Annotated in this window: 15 protein-coding genes; 4 read left to right on the plus strand and 11 right to left on the minus strand. The window is 72.6% G+C overall.

Annotated elements, in window-relative coordinates:
- Positions 1 to 108 precede the first annotated feature (108 nt).
- A complete protein-coding gene (locus tag IEY91_RS15740) occupies positions 109 to 435 on the minus strand; it encodes a hypothetical protein (protein ID WP_189174387.1) in 327 nt (108 codons plus the stop codon).
- Between the two features lie 200 nt (positions 436 to 635).
- Positions 636 to 1,520 (minus strand): glycosyltransferase family 2 protein, encoded by an 885-nt coding sequence (locus IEY91_RS15745; protein WP_164325587.1) that lies wholly within the window; start codon positions 1,518 to 1,520, stop codon positions 636 to 638.
- 362 nt (positions 1,521 to 1,882) lie between these two features.
- Here IEY91_RS15745 and IEY91_RS15750 point away from each other — a divergent pair, with 362 nt between their 5' ends.
- The gene (locus IEY91_RS15750; protein ID WP_164325589.1) at positions 1,883 to 2,350 is read left to right on the plus strand and encodes a hypothetical protein; all 468 of its coding nucleotides are present in this window, start codon (positions 1,883 to 1,885) and stop codon (positions 2,348 to 2,350) included.
- A 280-nt stretch (positions 2,351 to 2,630) separates the two neighbouring features.
- Entirely contained in the window at positions 2,631 to 3,554 is a 924-nt protein-coding gene (locus IEY91_RS15755) for a phosphotransferase family protein (RefSeq protein WP_189174388.1), read from the plus strand.
- A gap of 36 nt (positions 3,555 to 3,590) precedes the next feature.
- Here the strand turns inward: IEY91_RS15755 and IEY91_RS15760 are convergent, their stop codons facing one another.
- Genes IEY91_RS15760 through IEY91_RS15770 form a run of 3 tightly spaced genes read right to left on the minus strand, consistent with a single transcriptional unit; the run spans position 3,591 to position 5,284 of the window.
- Positions 3,591 to 3,953: a DUF4180 domain-containing protein gene (locus tag IEY91_RS15760; RefSeq protein ID WP_189174389.1), complete on the minus strand. Its 363-nt coding sequence runs from the start codon at positions 3,951 to 3,953 to the stop codon at positions 3,591 to 3,593.
- A 2-nt stretch (positions 3,954 to 3,955) separates the two neighbouring features.
- Positions 3,956 to 4,822 (minus strand): SAM-dependent methyltransferase, encoded by an 867-nt coding sequence (locus IEY91_RS15765; RefSeq protein WP_189174390.1) that lies wholly within the window; start codon positions 4,820 to 4,822, stop codon positions 3,956 to 3,958.
- Between the two features lie 42 nt (positions 4,823 to 4,864).
- Positions 4,865 to 5,284, minus strand: coding sequence for a MazG-like family protein (locus IEY91_RS15770; protein WP_189174391.1), 420 nt, complete (start codon positions 5,282 to 5,284; stop codon positions 4,865 to 4,867).
- A 59-nt stretch (positions 5,285 to 5,343) separates the two neighbouring features.
- Between IEY91_RS15770 and IEY91_RS15775 the strand changes: the two genes are divergently transcribed.
- Positions 5,344 to 5,667: a nuclear transport factor 2 family protein gene (locus IEY91_RS15775; RefSeq protein WP_189174392.1), complete on the plus strand. Its 324-nt coding sequence runs from the start codon at positions 5,344 to 5,346 to the stop codon at positions 5,665 to 5,667.
- Between the two features lie 85 nt (positions 5,668 to 5,752).
- Here IEY91_RS15775 and IEY91_RS15780 read toward each other — a convergent pair whose 3' ends face one another.
- The 3 genes from IEY91_RS15780 to IEY91_RS15790 form a co-directional block, all read right to left on the minus strand.
- Positions 5,753 to 6,652 (minus strand): PhzF family phenazine biosynthesis protein, encoded by a 900-nt coding sequence (locus IEY91_RS15780; protein ID WP_189174393.1) that lies wholly within the window; start codon positions 6,650 to 6,652, stop codon positions 5,753 to 5,755.
- A 66-nt stretch (positions 6,653 to 6,718) separates the two neighbouring features.
- Positions 6,719 to 7,183: a lamin tail domain-containing protein gene (locus IEY91_RS15785; protein WP_164325600.1), complete on the minus strand. Its 465-nt coding sequence runs from the start codon at positions 7,181 to 7,183 to the stop codon at positions 6,719 to 6,721.
- Positions 7,184 to 7,373: 190 nt separating this feature from the next.
- Entirely contained in the window at positions 7,374 to 8,234 is an 861-nt protein-coding gene (locus tag IEY91_RS15790; protein ID WP_189174394.1) for an SDR family oxidoreductase, read from the minus strand.
- A gap of 133 nt (positions 8,235 to 8,367) precedes the next feature.
- Between IEY91_RS15790 and IEY91_RS15795 the strand changes: the two genes are divergently transcribed.
- Complete coding sequence (locus IEY91_RS15795) at positions 8,368 to 9,996, plus strand: alkaline phosphatase D family protein (RefSeq protein WP_189174395.1); 1,629 nt, start codon at positions 8,368 to 8,370, stop codon at positions 9,994 to 9,996.
- Between the two features lie 234 nt (positions 9,997 to 10,230).
- On the opposite strand, the gene IEY91_RS15800 is transcribed toward IEY91_RS15795, so the two are convergent.
- From IEY91_RS15800 to IEY91_RS15810, 3 genes are read right to left on the minus strand one after another with little or no spacing between them, the layout of a single operon-like run.
- Positions 10,231 to 11,262, minus strand: a complete 1,032-nt coding sequence (locus IEY91_RS15800; protein WP_189174396.1) for a small ribosomal subunit Rsm22 family protein — start codon at positions 11,260 to 11,262, stop codon at positions 10,231 to 10,233.
- A gap of 45 nt (positions 11,263 to 11,307) precedes the next feature.
- Positions 11,308 to 12,561 carry a serine hydrolase domain-containing protein gene (locus IEY91_RS15805; protein WP_229696980.1) on the minus strand — a complete coding sequence of 418 codons (1,254 nt, stop codon included), beginning with the start codon at positions 12,559 to 12,561 and terminating at the stop codon, positions 11,308 to 11,310.
- 11 nt (positions 12,562 to 12,572) lie between these two features.
- Positions 12,573 to 13,937: a multidrug effflux MFS transporter gene (locus tag IEY91_RS15810; RefSeq protein ID WP_229696981.1), complete on the minus strand. Its 1,365-nt coding sequence runs from the start codon at positions 13,935 to 13,937 to the stop codon at positions 12,573 to 12,575.
- Positions 13,938 to 13,973 lie beyond the last annotated feature (36 nt).

A 13,973-nucleotide genomic window follows, 5' to 3' on the forward strand; every position in this document is an offset into this window, starting at 1 on the left:
CGTAGCGTCAAGCGGCCGCCGCGCCCGACGCCGAAATGGGCCACTTCGCCTGGCGCGGAAGTGACCCACTTGATATCGGTCGAGCTGTTTATTCGTGCCGTAAGTGACTCAGCACTTCGGTATTTCGCCGCCGCCGCCGGTGCCCAGGATGAGCGACTGATTCACATAGCCGGTGACACCCGTGGAGTTGTCCTTCACCTTCATCCACCACATGTCGCCGCTGACGACCTGCCCCTTGATGGAGCAGATTCCGGTCACGGAATGGCGCTTGTAGCCGAGTCCCAGGGAGCTGGAATTGGTCGTGGCCTTCGCGCGGATGTGAACCCCGTCCGCACGGAATTTGACGGGCGCGGAAGCGCTGGCAGCGGGGGCGGCAGCAATGAGGGCAAGGCTTGCGAGGGCGCCGGACGCGGCAGCGGCCCATCTCTTCTTCACGTAAATCTCCTCCGGGTGGGTGTGGCATCCATGCGCGAGCGACAGTACATCGGATGTATGTGCCATTCAATTGCGTCAAGTGGCGCAAACGGTACGGAGGTTGAAGTGGTCGGATGGATTCCGCTTAAGTCTCTGGCGGAATGCCGAGCGGAACACGGTGTGGAGTGTGCGCCGGCGTCAGCGGTCGGCGCCCGTGCCCCTCAGATCAGCGGCGGCCGCCCGAGGCGCGTCATCCGCCACACCGTTGCCCACCGCATCGGCCTGCGCTCGCCCCCCGACGTACGGAAGCCCTCGACGAAGCCGCCCGCCCAGGCGCGCAGGCCGCCGAGGGACCGCGTGCGGGCGAGGGTGAGGAGGGTCCAGACGGTGAGGTAGAGGGGGATCAGGGGGAGCGGGAGGCGGCGGCGGGCGAGCCAGACGCGGTTGCGGGCGGTCATGCGGTGGTAGACGGCGTGCCGGGCGGGGGACGTCTTGGGGTGCTGGAGCAGCAGTGAGGGCTCGTAGAGCACCTTCCAGCCCGCGTCGAGCGCGCGCCACGCGAGGTCCGTCTCCTCGTGCGTGAAGAAGAAGTCCGCGGGCCAGTCGCCGGTCTGCGCCAGCATGTCCATCGAGAAGGCGTGCGCCCCGCCGAGGAAGGACGTGACCGGGCCGCCGCGCATCGGGTCCTTGGCGCGCAGCCGCGGCACATGGCGGCGCTGCGTCTCGCCGTGCTCGTCCGCGATGCGGAAGCCGACGATGCCGAGCCGCGCGTCCTCGGTGAACAGGCGCTGGACCGTGCGGAAGGCGTCGGGGTCGACGAGCAGGCCGTCGTCGTCGAGCTCGATGGCCACGTCGACGTCGCCGAACTCGCGCAGGCGGCTCAGGGCGACGTTGCGTCCGCCGGGGCAGCCGAGGTTCTCGTCGAGTTCGATCGCCGTGACCTCGCCGGGGTACGTGGGGAACTCAGGCAGCGGCGTGCCGTTGCCGACGACGACCAGGCGCGTCGGCGCGACGTCCTGCTTGGCCACGGCCGCGAGCAGCGCGTCGACGTCCTTCGGCCGGTTGCCCATGGTCACGATGGCCACACCCAGGCGCGGTTCGGACAAGGTGGGCCTCCAGGGCGGTCTCGGTCCAGTTCGGACTCGGTCATCACGAGATCGGCGGTCATATCGTCGGACTTTCGCGATGGTAGCCGTTCACTGTTGCGTTTCATTCGTGACGGGGGTCGTTCACGTGCGGCACGGGGGGCGGGTTCACCCCGTTGCCCCCGTTCGTCGCCGTGGCCAAATTTGGCTGTGACATGTCAAAAATCATGAGGATGTGTCTTGTTCTCCCAAGGGGCCTGTGCCTCAATGACCCCAACCCAAATCGCTGACTGACCGTCAGGCGTGGCGGCTCGTCGGGCCACCGCGGCGGCGGTCGGCGAGGCAGGCACCCCACACTCCCCCCATTGAAGGCAGGCCCCCCCATGAGGCATGGCAGACTCGCCCTCGGCTCGGCACTGGGCGCAGGCGCGCTCGCCGTCAGCGCCCTCGTCCTCGCTCCCGCCGCGGGCGCGGTGGAGCCGCAGGAGGCGACCATCGGCTTCGACTGCGGCTCGTTCGGCTCGGGCAGCGCGACGCTCAAGGCCACGCAGAACGGCACCGCGGCCACCATCGAGGTGTCGACGTCGGCGATCACCGCGCCGATCGACGTCGGCGCGGGCGCGGTGAGCTCCGAGCTCACGCTCACCAAGAACGGCTCCGGCACCACGACGTTCACCGGCAACTCCAACCCGGCGATACCCGCCGGCAGCCCCGTCTCCACCGGTCCCCTCAACGGCACCGTCGCCGCGGGCGACAGCCTGGAGGGCAAGTCCCTGAAGGTCGTCGTCTTCGGGATCACGGCGAACTGCAACGCGACGTCGGCGCAGTCGCCGGGACCGTTCAAGTTCTGAGCGGGTGTACCTCGGGCGTTGAGGTGGTGCGGTTCGAGTACTGAGGCCGGCCCGCGTTATGAAGTCGTATGGCTCATGCTCCGTGGCCGTGCGGCGCGCGGGCCGGGGTGGTACGACGACGGCGAGGGCGTCGCGGTCCGGACGGCGGATCGCGACGCCCTTTCGCGTACGGGGCCAACTCGCGTACGGCGGCTGTCTCGCGTACGCGTACGGAGTCGTCTCGCGCCCCGCCCGGGAAATTGCGTTGCCGCCCCGACCCCCGCCTTCTACCGTGCCGATCATGCTGCCCGCCGTGGACACCGACGAGGAATGGGACGCCGTCGTCCCCGACGAGGCTGTCGTGCGGCCCGCCGCCGAGGACCTGTGCGCCCGGCTCGGGCTCGCGGGGGCGCCGCTCACGCGGTACGCGGAGGGCTCGCAGCCCGTCTATGCGGTGGGGGAGCGGCACGTGCTGAAGCTGTTCCCCGGCGCCGCGGCGGACGACGGCGCCGCCGAGGCGCGGGTGCTCGGCCACGTACACGGACAACTCCCCGTCCCCACGCCGCAGTTGCACGACTTCGGTCCGTACGTGAACGGCTGGACGTACATCCTCATGTCCCGGCTGCCCGGCGAGGGCCTGCATCTCGCGTGGCCGCGGATCCCGGCGGGCGAGCGGGACCGGATCGTCGAGCGGGCGGGTGAGGCGCTCGCCGCGCTGCACGCGCTCGGGCACGCGCCGCTCGCGGACGTCCTCGGGCCCGGCGACTGGCGGGAGTTCACCGACCGGCAGCGCGCGGGAGCCGTCGCGCGGCAGCGTGAGCGCGGCCTCGCGGAGGGCTGGCTGGAGCAGATCCCCGATTTCCTGGACGCCGTCCCGCTGCCCGCGATGGCCCAACCCGCCCTGCTCCACACGGAGTTCATGCGTCAGCACCTGCTGGTGGACCCCGGCGACGGCCACCGCCTCACCGGGCTCTTCGACTTCGAGCCCGCGATGATCGGGGACCCGGCCTACGACTTCGTGGGCGTCGGCCTGTTCGTCACGCGCGCGGAGCCGAAGCTGCTCGCCCGGTTCATGGCGGCGTACGGACGCGCCTTCGAGCCGCGGCTGCTCCTCGCGTACACGCTGCTGCACGTGTACAGCAATCTGCCCTGGTATCTGCGGGAGCTGCCCGCGCCGCCCGAAGCCACGCTCGACGCGCTGGCCGAGGCGTGGTTCGGGCACTGATGCGGGGCCTTCATCGAAGGGGCTCAGCGAAGGGGCTCAGCCCTTGAAGCGCTCCGTCAGTTCCTCGTCGTCGGTGACGAACCACGTCTGGCGGCCGCGGTTGCACTCACGGACGAAGTCCCGCAGCGCCGAACTCTCCACCGTGTGCGGGGAGATGTCGCCGAGCACCACAAGTCCCATGCGGTAGTTGGCGAACTTCTGCACTATGTCTCCCGCGACGCGCGTACGCAGCCGGAAGAACGACTCGTCGAACCGGCCCGCGGGGACCACGACCCACTCGGCGCCCTGGTAGGACGCGTTCCCGATGAGATCCAGGACGTCGCGCTCGCCGGCGATGGGTTCGCCTTCGGGCGGGCACAGCAGGACGGGCACGTCGTGGATCTTCCGCAAGGTGGTCATGGTCATCGAGGGTAGTTTCCTTGGTTTCCGGACACCGGCACCAGGGTCAGGTACGCGGTGCCGAGCACCCGGCGGTAGCCGCGCAGGAACATGGCGCGGTGCCGGTCGGCGCGGTCGCGCGCCTCGGCCGCCTTCGGATGGCCGGGGTACGTGGCCAGCCACTCCTCGGTGTCGGCCAGATAGCCGGACTCGAACTCCTCCCACTCCTCCTCGTCGGCCGTCTCCACCCACAGCGGGCGGAACCCGGCGGCGACCGCCGCGTCCGCGAGGTCGCCCAGGCAGAGGTGTTCGCCGGTCTCGGCGTCCGGCCACATCGCGGCCAGTTCGGCGGGCGTGGGCGTGTGCTGCCAGAAGCCCTCGCCGAGCACGACGCGCCCGCCCGGGGCGACCAGGCGGCGCAGGGCGTGCAGGGCGTCGGCGGTGTGCGGGGGACTGGCGTCGGCCGGGAGCAGGGTGTGGGTGGAGCTGAGGCACAGGACGACGTCGGCGGGGCCGCGCGCGGTGTCCGTCGCCGACTCCTCGATGAACTGGACGCGCTCGCCGAGCCCGCGTGCCTGGGCGGCGGCGCGGCCGCGTGCCAGGTCCTCGGCGTTGAGGTCGACGCCGATGCCGGTCGCCGCCGGGGCCGCCTCCAGGACGCGGAGCAGCAACTCGCCCCAGCCGCAGCCGAGATCGAGCACCGTCCCCTTTCCGCCGGGGGCGCGGTGCAGGGTCTCGGCGACCCGTCCCACGATGCGCGTGGCGCGGGCCTCGGAGAGCGGGCCGTGGAAGGTGAGGCGGGTGAGGCGCGGCGGGCCGTCGGCGGCCTCGGTGGCCTTAGGGGCCTCAGGGGAGGGCGAGGCGGCGGGGGCGGGCTGTGTGGTGGTCATGAGGGGCGACGCTAGTCCGTGAACTGCGTAGACGCTTCTGGATTACGGCCGGGGCACCGGCTCTGGACTCCGGCCCGGCGCCGACTCTGGATTCCGGCCGGGCACCGACCGCTGCTCGACGGCGCGCAGGCGGCTCGCGAGGGCCTGTTCCGGGGCGGGAGTGAGGGTGCGCAGGGCGACCAGGGCCGTGATGACGACGTCGCAGAGCTCCGACTCGACGTCGTCCCAGGTGTGGGTGGTGCCCTTGCGGGGGTTCTGGCCGGTGGCGCCGATGACGGCCTGGGCGACCTCGCCGGTCTCCTCCGCCAGCTTCAGCATGCGCAGCAGGAGGGTCTCGCGGGGCGGGTTCCGGCTGTGCGACTCCAGCCAGCCGTGCAGGCGGTCGACGGTCGCCCAGAGGTCGGTGGGGGCGTCGGCCGGGGCGGGGTCGGTCGCGCGTGGCGCGGGGATCGGGTCTGGCATGGGGTGCAGCCTGCCACGGCCGGGTGGCGGGGTGGCGGGCCCGGTGCGAGCGTGGGCGCATGAGCATTCAGACAAACCGGCTCAGCGACCCCACGGTCCGGGCCTTCGTCAGCGCGGTGAACTCCAACGACCGGGCCGCCTTCCAGGCCGTACTCACACCGGACGCGACCATGTCCGACGACGGCTCCGACCGGGACATCGCCGACTGGACCGACCGCGAGGTCTTCTCCTCCAACGGCCACATGGACGTCGAGTCGGAGTCGGACGGCGGGCGCACGCTCCTGGTCAGCTACCGCAACGACACCTGGGGCGAGATGCGTACGAAGTGGCGGTTCACGGTGGACGGCGACAAGGTGTCCCGGTTCGAGACCGGCCAGGCCTGAACCGTTGCGGTACGGGTCAGGCCCGGCCCGTTGCGGTACGGGCCGGGCCTGACCCGCCGTCCGTCCCTCCGGCCGGTTGGGGCGGCTACTCCGGGATCCGCACCCCGGCCCCCGTCACCCGCACCCGCGCGTCCCCCTCCCGCAGCGTCACCGTGAGCACCCCGGGGCGCCCCATGTCCACGCCCTGGTGGATGGTCAGCTCCGCCGCGGCCGGTACCAGGCCGAGTTCCCGTGCGTACGCGCCGAACGCCGCCGCGGCCGCGCCCGTCGCCGGGTCCTCGACGACGCCGCCGACCGGGAACGGGTCGCGCGCGTGGAAGACCGTGCCGGACGTCGACTCCGGATCCCGCCACACCAGCTGGACGGTCACAAGGTCGAGCCGCAGCATGAGCGCCTTCAGGCGGTCGAAGTCGTACGAGAGGTCGGCGAGGCGGGCGCGGGTGGCCGCCGCGAGGACCAGGTGCCGGGCGCCCGCGAAGGCGATCCGGGGCGGCAGGCCCGGGTCGAGTTCGTCCGCGCGCCAGCCGAGCGCGGCGAGCGCCTCGTCGAGGTCGGCCGCGGCGGCCTCCTCGACGTGCGGCTCGACACTCGTCAGCGTCGCCCGCAGCGTCCCGCCGGACTTGGCGACGCTGACCGGCACGGTCCCGGCGCGGGTGGCGAACACGAAGTCGCCGGGCCCGTCGCGTTCGGCGAGCGCGACGGCCGTGGCGACCGTGGCGTGCCCGCAGAAGGGGACCTCGGCCTGCGGGCTGAAGTACCGCACGGTGAAGGCGCGGCCCTCGGCGGCGAGGTCGGCCGGGCCAGGGGTCAGGAACGCCGACTCGCTGTAGCCGAGCTCCGCGGCGACGGCGAGCATGTCCGCGTCGCCGAGGCCGGCCGCGTCCAGCACGACACCGGCGGGGTTGCCGCCGGCCGGGTCGGTGGCGAAGGCGGTGTAGCGCAGCACTTCGGGGCGGGGCGTGGGGTGGTCGTCACTGGGGCTCATGCGCACGACAACCGCCGCGTGCCCGAGATCATTCCCGGCCACGCGGCGGTGGACATCCGTGCGTGCTCAGTGGCAGTTCCTGGTCCCGTTGTCACGGGTCGTCCACGAGCAGGAGTCGAGCTGCGAGCCGCTCGGCTTGATGAGCCGGGCCTTGTCGCTGGTGTTGTTCCACACGTACGCGGCACGGCCCCAGAACACGTACCCGGCGCCGTTGGAACCCTTGCCGGTGCGGACCTTCACCGTCTTGCCGGCACCGATCTTGTAGCTGCCGAAGGTGTAGGTGTAGCCGGTGTTGTCCTTGAGTTTGTAGCCCTTGAGCTGGATGGCGCCGCGGGTGTTGTTGTGGACGTTCACCCACTCCCCGTTGAGCGAGGAGTTGGAGCCGGTGTCCCGGCCCGGGCTGTCGTACTGGATGAAACCGAGGTGCAGGCCGCCCTGATGGGCGGCGGCCGTCGCGGGTGAGGCGACGAGGAGCGGGGCCGCGACAGCGGTGGCGGCGAGTACGGCCGTGACCGTCGAACGTATGCGCAAAGTGTGCTCCGAGTGTGATGTTCCTGTGGAGGGCAGCGAGCTTAGTGCGGCGCTGTACGGCCCATGGCCCGGCTCCGGGCATATGACTGGAAGTCGGCCCTCCGTGCCGTACTGCAATCGGCCCCATCGGGCCTACGCACGGCCGGAATCGGCGCGGGCGGCGCTGTCGGCCGCGCCCCGCGTACGAAGGTCAGCCGCGCCCCACGTACGGCATCGCCGTGGCGAGCACCGTCGCGAACTGGACATTGGCCTCCAGCGGCAGCTCCGCCATGTGCCGCACGGTGCGGGCCACGTCCGCCACGTCCATGACCGGCTCGACGGCCAGCTCCCCGTTCGCCTGGAGGATCCCTGAGCGCATGCGCTCGGTCATGTCGGTGGCGGCGTTGCCGATGTCGATCTGTCCGACGGCGATGCGGTACGGGCGGCCGTCCAGGGACAGGGACTTGGTCAGGCCGGACAGGGCGTGCTTCGTGGCGGTGTACGCGACCGAGAGCGGGCGCGGGACGTGCGCGGAGATGGAGCCGTTGTTGATGATCCGGCCGCCCTGCGGGTCCTGCTCCTTCATCTGCCGGAACGCGGCCTGGGCGCAGAGGAACGCGCCGTTGAGGTTGGTGTCGACGACGTGGCGCCAGGCGTCGTAGGGCAGCTCGTCGACGGGCACGCCGCCGGGGCCGAAGGTGCCCGCGTTGTTGAAGAGCAGGTCGAGGCGGCCGAAGCGGTCGTGGGTGGCGGCGAAGAGGGCGGCGACGTCTTCGGGGACGGCGACGTCGGTGCGGGCGCAGAGGGTGCGGTCGGCGGGGGTGCCCGCGGGGCCTGGGTCGCCTGAGTCGCCCGGAGAAGGTGACGCCCCGTCGGACGGCGGCGCCGCGGCCAGGGCGGCGGTCTCCCGCAGTGTCTCCTCGCGCCGCCCCGCAAGCGCCACCGACCAGCCCGCGCGCAGCAGTTCCAGGGCGACGGCGCGGCCGATCCCGGAGCCCGCTCCGGTCACCACGGCCGTCTTCGCGGCGGTCGTCGCGGCGGTCTTCGAGGGGGCCGTTCGCTCAGCGTTCATGGCCCCGCAGCGTACGGGAGGGTCCGCCACTCGGACCTCATCTGCCCGCCATTTGGCTGTTGTGTACGTGACAGACGGGTGTCGTCCCCAGACACTCCAATGCATCTTGCAACCATCTTCAGGGGAGGGGCACATGACACCCGCAGGACAGCACTCACCCGAACTCCGCGCCGCCGCACGCCACTTGGGACGCCGCCGGTTCCTCACCGGCACCGGCGCGGCCGCCGCCCTGGCCTTCGCCACCAACCTGCCCACGGCCGGCGTCGCGGGCGCGGCCGAGATGGACGCCGCCCGCGTGTCCACCGACCCCTTCACGCTCGGCGTGGCCTCCGGCGACCCGCAGTCGAACTCCGTGCTGCTGTGGACCCGCCTCGCGCCCAAGCCCTTCGAGGAGGGCGGCGGCCTGCCCGCCGAGCGCGTCACCGTCCGCTGGGAGCTGGCCCGCGACCCGCGCTTCAAACGCCTCGTCAGACGCGGCACGGTCACCGCGCACCCGGAGTTCAACCACTCCGTGCACGTCCAGGCCGACCACCTCGACGCCGACCGGACGTACTACTTCCGCTTCCGGACCGGCACCTGGATCAGCGAGACCGGCCGCACCCGCACCGCGCCGCCCGCGTCGAGCCGCGCCGCGCTCACCCTCGCCGCGGTGTCCTGCCAGGCGTACCACGACGGCTACTTCACCGCGTACAAACACCTCGCCGATGACGATGTCGACGTGGTCTTCCACCTCGGCGACTACCTCTACGAGTACGCCGTGAACTCCGTCGGCGGCGCCCGCAAGTACACCGACCGCGTGCTGCCCGACATCTTCAACCGCGAGACGCAGACCCTCGACGACTACCGGCGCCGCTACGCCCTCTACAAGTCCGACCCCGATCTGCGCGCCGCGCACGCCGCGCACCCCTTCGTCGTCACCTGGGACGACCACGAGGTCGAGAACAACTACGCCGACGACGTCGACGAGAACGGCAACCCGCCCGAGGAGTTCCTCCTCCGCCGGGCCTCCGCGTACCGCGCGTACTGGGAGAACCTGCCGCTGCGCCGCCCGCAGCGGCCCACCGGCTCCGACATGCAGCTCTACCGCCGCCTCCACTGGGGCAGGACCGCCCAGTTCGACATCCTCGACACCCGGCAGTACCGCTCCGACCAGGCGTACGGGGACGGGGCGCACGTGCCGGGGCCCGAGTCGCAGGACCCCAGGCGGAGCATCACCGGGGCCTCGCAGGAGCGGTGGCTCATCGACGGGTGGCGCCGCTCGCGCGCCCTCTGGAACGTCGTCCCGCAGCAGGTCATCTTCTCCGAGCGCAAGCTCGACCTGAACGCCGTCGCCAAGGTCAGCATGGACGCGTGGGACGGGTACTCCGCCTCCCGCGACCGCGTGCTCGCCGGGGCCCGGTCCGCCGGGGTCGACAACCTCATGGTCCTCACCGGGGACGTCCACGTCGGGTACGCCTTCGACATCAAGGCCGACTTCGGCGTCCCGTCGTCCAAGGTCGTCGGGACCGAGATCGTCGCCACGTCCATCGCCAGCGGGAAGGACGGGGCGGAGCGGCCCGCCAACTGGGAGACCTATATGAAGGCCAACCCCCACCTGAAGTTCTACAACGGCCGCCGCGGCTACGTGACCGTCGCCCTCGGCCGGGACCTCGCCCGCGCCGACTTCAAGACGGTGTCCGCCGTCACGACGCCCGGCGCGCCGATCACGACGGCGGCGTCGTTCGTGACGGAGGCGGGGGATCCGGGGTTGCGGCCGGTTTAGCCCGGCTGGGGGCTCCCCAGTCCCACCCCTTCCCGTAACCAGAGGGCTGCCGCCCCCTGGACCCCCGCTGATCGCCGCTCCGCGGCTCGTCCTCAAACGCCGGACGGGCTGAGATTGTGCCGGTGAGTTGTCAGCCCGTCCGGCGTTTGAGGACGAGGCCGTTCAGGCCGATACGGGGTCTGGGGCGGAGCCCCAGTTTCGGGAAGGGGCGGGGTTGGGGAAGGCCCCGCAGGGCTACCGGCCCGCAGGCGGTGGCCACTCGTCGCCCCACGCAGTGTCCCGCGCCGCGCGATACAGCGAGCCATGCCGCTTCGTCACCGTCTCCCGATGCAGCGTCCCGTCCGCGTCGCACAGGTCAAGGAGCACCTGCCCCTTGCGGATCTGGGGCTTGCGGACGACGCGGAGGGAGGCGGGGGCGGCCGGGAGGGCGTCGGGCCGTACCGCCGCGACGTACGAGAACTTCTCGTCCTCGTACGCCAACGAGCCCCCCTTGACCTGCCGGTGCAGGGAGGAGCGGGCGACGCGGACGGAGAAGTGGCACCAGTCCTCACCGGGCACGATGGGGCAGGCGGCACTGTGCGGACAGGGCGCGGCGACCCGGAACCCGGCGGCGACGAGCCGGTCGCGGGCCTCCAGGACGCGGGTGTAACCGTCGGGGGTACCGGGCTCGATGACGACGACGGCGTCGGTGGCGGCGCGCCCGGCGGCGTCGACGACGGCCGTACGGTCGGCGTCGGTCAGCTCGCCGAGGACGTAGGAGACGGTGACGAGGGCCACCGGATCCAGTTCGAGGGCGGCGCTGATACGGGCCCGCTGCCACCGCGCAGCGGCCAACTCCGGGTTGGCGGCGGCGATTTCCCGGCCGAGGGCGAGGGCGGGCTCGGCCCAGTCGAGCACGGTGACGGGCCGGGCACCGGCCCAGGTGGCGTTGACGGCCCAGGTCGCGGCGCCGGTGCCACCGCCGATGTCGGTGTGCCCGGCGGGACGCCAGTCGGCGGGAGCGGCGGCGGCCAGGCCGTCGAGCGCGGAGCGGGCGGCTTCGAAGGTCGCGGGCATGCGGTACGCGGCGTAGGCGGTGACGTCGGCGCGGTCGCGCAGGACGGGGGCGCCGGTGGGGGTGGTGCCCCGGTAGTTCGCGATCAGCCGGTCCACGGCCTGGGCCGCCGCCTTGGGAGGCAGGTCTGCCAGGAGACCGGCGAGGGCGGTACGGAGGGTCTCCGCGGGGGCTGCCGGGTGGACCCCTGCGGGGGAAGCTTGGTCGCGCACCCCGTGAGTTTAGTGGCCCGCCGGGGTGGGGTACCGCACGCGGGACTACGACAGCGCCCCCGCCGGGCCTGCCACCACCGCCCGCGCCAGCGTCGTCGCCGCACGGACCCGGGGCCCGTTGTCCGGGGGCTGCCGCCGGGGGTGGACCGTGTTGGCGAGGAGGATCAGGAAGGTGTCCGTGGCGGGGTCGAGGACGAGGGATGTGCCGGTGAAGCCGGTGTGGCCCGCCGCCCCGGTGCCCGCCAGCTCGCCCATGAACCACGCCTGGTTCACGCCGAAGCCCAGGCCGGGCGGGGCGAGCATCAGGTCGACGTGCCGGGGGCCGAGGATCCGGGCCGTGCCGTACGTGCCGCCGCACAGCAGCGTCCGGCACAGGACGGCCAGGTCGCGGGCGGTGGAGAAGAGCCCGGCGTGACCGGCCACGCCCCCGAGCGCCCAGGCGTTCTCGTCGTGGACCTCGCCGCGCAGCATCCCCCGGTCCGCCTTCGCCCACGGCCTGCGCTGGTCCTCCGTGGCGGCCGCGTCCGGGCACGGTCCGAAGCGGGTGGCGGTCATGCCGAGGGGCCGGGTGATGCCGTCGCGGATCAGCCGGTCCAGGGGGCGGCCGGTGACGCGCTCCAGGACCTGCTGGAGCAGCAGCATGTTCAGATCCGAGTAGACGTACGCGCCGATCTCGCCGGACGGCGCCTCGGTACGCAGCGCCCGCAGCCGCGACGGCACGTCCGGCAGCTCGTACAGCGGCAGCTCGGGCCGCAGCCCCGAGGTGTGCGTGAGCAGGTGCCGCACCGTGAGGCCGTGCCGCGCGGCGGCCGTGCACTCGGGGGCGTAGCGGGCGACCGGCCGGTCGAGGGCGAGGGCGCCGCGCTCGACCTGCTGTACAACGGCGACGGTCGTGAAGAGTTTGGTGAGGGAGGTCAGGTCGAAGGGGGTGGCGGTGGTCATGGGTACGCGTTGGTCGGGAGGCAGTTCGGCGGTCGCGTCGCCGTCCAGGGCCGCTGCGGCCGCCACGCCTGCTGCGGCTTCTGAGGTTTCCGTGCCCTCTGCGGCCTCCGTGCCCTCCGTGCCCTCTGCGGTCTCGGTGGCCTCTGCGGTCTCGGCGCCCCCCGGCGCCCCCGCCCCGTACCGAACCGCCCACCCCACCGCCTCCTCCACCGCGATCACCGGACCCCGGCCCGCGAGGACGACGGCGCCCGCGCACCAGGGGCGGGGACCGCGGGTCGCCGCGCGTACGTCGCGTACGAGTCGGCGCAGCCCGTCGGCGTCGAGTCCGGCGCGGTCCGCGGGGCCCGGGCGCAGCACCCGGGGCGCGGTCAGCGGTCCGTCTTCCGCTGCTCGGGCAGGGGTGGCGTGGTGCCCTGGTCGGGCAGGGGGGACGTCGCGGCCGGGGACTCCGGCGCCCCCGCGTTCTGGTTCTGCTGCCACGGGCGGCACAGTCCCATGAAGCAGCCGACGGCCGCCAGCGCGCACACCAGCTGGACGACGGCCATCGGGACGGCCGTGTGTTCGCCCGCGATGCCGACGAGGGGCGAGGCGATGGCGCCGATGAGGAAGGAGGACGTACCGAGCAGCGCGGAGGCGGAGCCCGCGGCGTGCCGGGTGCGCATCAGGGCGAGGGCGTTGGTGTTGGGCATGGCGAGGCCCATCGCCGACATCAGCACGAACAGGCCGACGGCGATCGGCACGAGCCCGATGTCGTCGCCGAAGACGCCGCTCGTCATCAGCAGCAGCGCGGCCGCCGCGAGCGTGATGACGGCGAGCCCGAAGCCGAGCGCCTTGTCGAGGCTGACCCGGCCCACGAGCAGCTTGCCGTTGATCTGGCCGACGATGATCAGGCCGACCGAGTTCACGCCGAAGAGCAGGCTGAACGTCTGCGGCGACGCCCCGTAGATCTCCTGGATCACGAACGGCGAGGCCGAGATGTAGGCGAACAGCGCGGCGAAGGCGAAGCCGCCCGCGACCATGTAGCCGGTGAACACACGGTCCGCGAGGAGGCCGCGCATCGTGCGCAGGGCCTCGACGGTGCCGCCGTCGTGCCGGTCCGCCGGCGCGAGGGTCTCCGGCAGGCGGCGCCACACGAGCAGCGTCAGCGCCACGCCGATGACCGTCAGGACGACGAAGATGCCGCGCCAGTCCGTCAGGCGAAGGACCTGGCCGCCGATGAGCGGCGCGACGATCGGGGCGACCCCGGAGATCAGCATGAGCGTGGAGAAGAACTTGGCCATCTCCACGCCGTCGTACAGATCACGGACCACCGCCCGCGCGATCACGATGGCCGCCGCGCCCGCGAGGCCCTGGAGCAGGCGGAAGGCGATGAGGAGTTCCGCGGTGGGGGCGAGGGCGCAGATCGCTGTCGCGAGGACGTAGACGAGGAGGCCGACGAGGAGCGGGCGGCGTCTGCCCCACTTGTCGCTCATCGGGCCCACGACGAGCTGGCCGAGGGCCATGCCCATGAGGCAGGCCGTGAGGGTGAGCTGGATGGTGGCCGCCGGGGCGTGCAGGGCGTTCGTGACCTCCGGCAGGGCCGGGAGGTACATGTCCATCGACAGCGGGGGCATGGCGGTCAGGCCGCCGAGGATGAGGGTGACGAGGGTGCCGGTCGCCACACGGCGGGCGGCGGGGCCGCCCGGCCCCGCCGCCCCGAGTATCCGCCCCTCGGCCTGTCTCGCCTCCGCCATCGCGCCCCTCCCGGTAGTTGGTGGTGACCCCTATCG

The sequence above is a fragment of the Streptomyces lasiicapitis genome (assembly GCF_014646335.1).
GTDB classification, from domain to species: domain Bacteria; phylum Actinomycetota; class Actinomycetes; order Streptomycetales; family Streptomycetaceae; genus Streptomyces; species Streptomyces lasiicapitis.

What these genes read in the sequence shown, in the direction of transcription:
- IEY91_RS15760 (WP_189174389.1), bottom strand. Translation starts at nt 3,953, where the DNA reads ATGACCACCTTGCGGAAGATCCACGACGTGCCCGTCCTGCTGTGCCCG.
- IEY91_RS15790 (WP_189174394.1), bottom strand. Translation starts at nt 8,234, where the DNA reads ATGAACGCTGAGCGAACGGCCCCCTCGAAGACCGCCGCGACGACCGCC.
- IEY91_RS15810 (WP_229696981.1), bottom strand. Translation starts at nt 13,937, where the DNA reads ATGGCGGAGGCGAGACAGGCCGAGGGGCGGATACTCGGGGCGGCGGGG.
- IEY91_RS15795 (WP_189174395.1), top strand. Translation starts at nt 8,368, where the DNA reads ATGACACCCGCAGGACAGCACTCACCCGAACTCCGCGCCGCCGCACGC.
- IEY91_RS15780 (WP_189174393.1), bottom strand. Translation starts at nt 6,652, where the DNA reads ATGAGCCCCAGTGACGACCACCCCACGCCCCGCCCCGAAGTGCTGCGC.
- IEY91_RS15750 (WP_164325589.1), top strand. Translation starts at nt 1,883, where the DNA reads ATGAGGCATGGCAGACTCGCCCTCGGCTCGGCACTGGGCGCAGGCGCG.
- IEY91_RS15765 (WP_189174390.1), bottom strand. Translation starts at nt 4,822, where the DNA reads ATGACCACCACACAGCCCGCCCCCGCCGCCTCGCCCTCCCCTGAGGCC.
- IEY91_RS15775 (WP_189174392.1), top strand. Translation starts at nt 5,344, where the DNA reads ATGAGCATTCAGACAAACCGGCTCAGCGACCCCACGGTCCGGGCCTTC.
- IEY91_RS15770 (WP_189174391.1), bottom strand. Translation starts at nt 5,284, where the DNA reads ATGCCAGACCCGATCCCCGCGCCACGCGCGACCGACCCCGCCCCGGCC.
- IEY91_RS15755 (WP_189174388.1), top strand. Translation starts at nt 2,631, where the DNA reads ATGCTGCCCGCCGTGGACACCGACGAGGAATGGGACGCCGTCGTCCCC.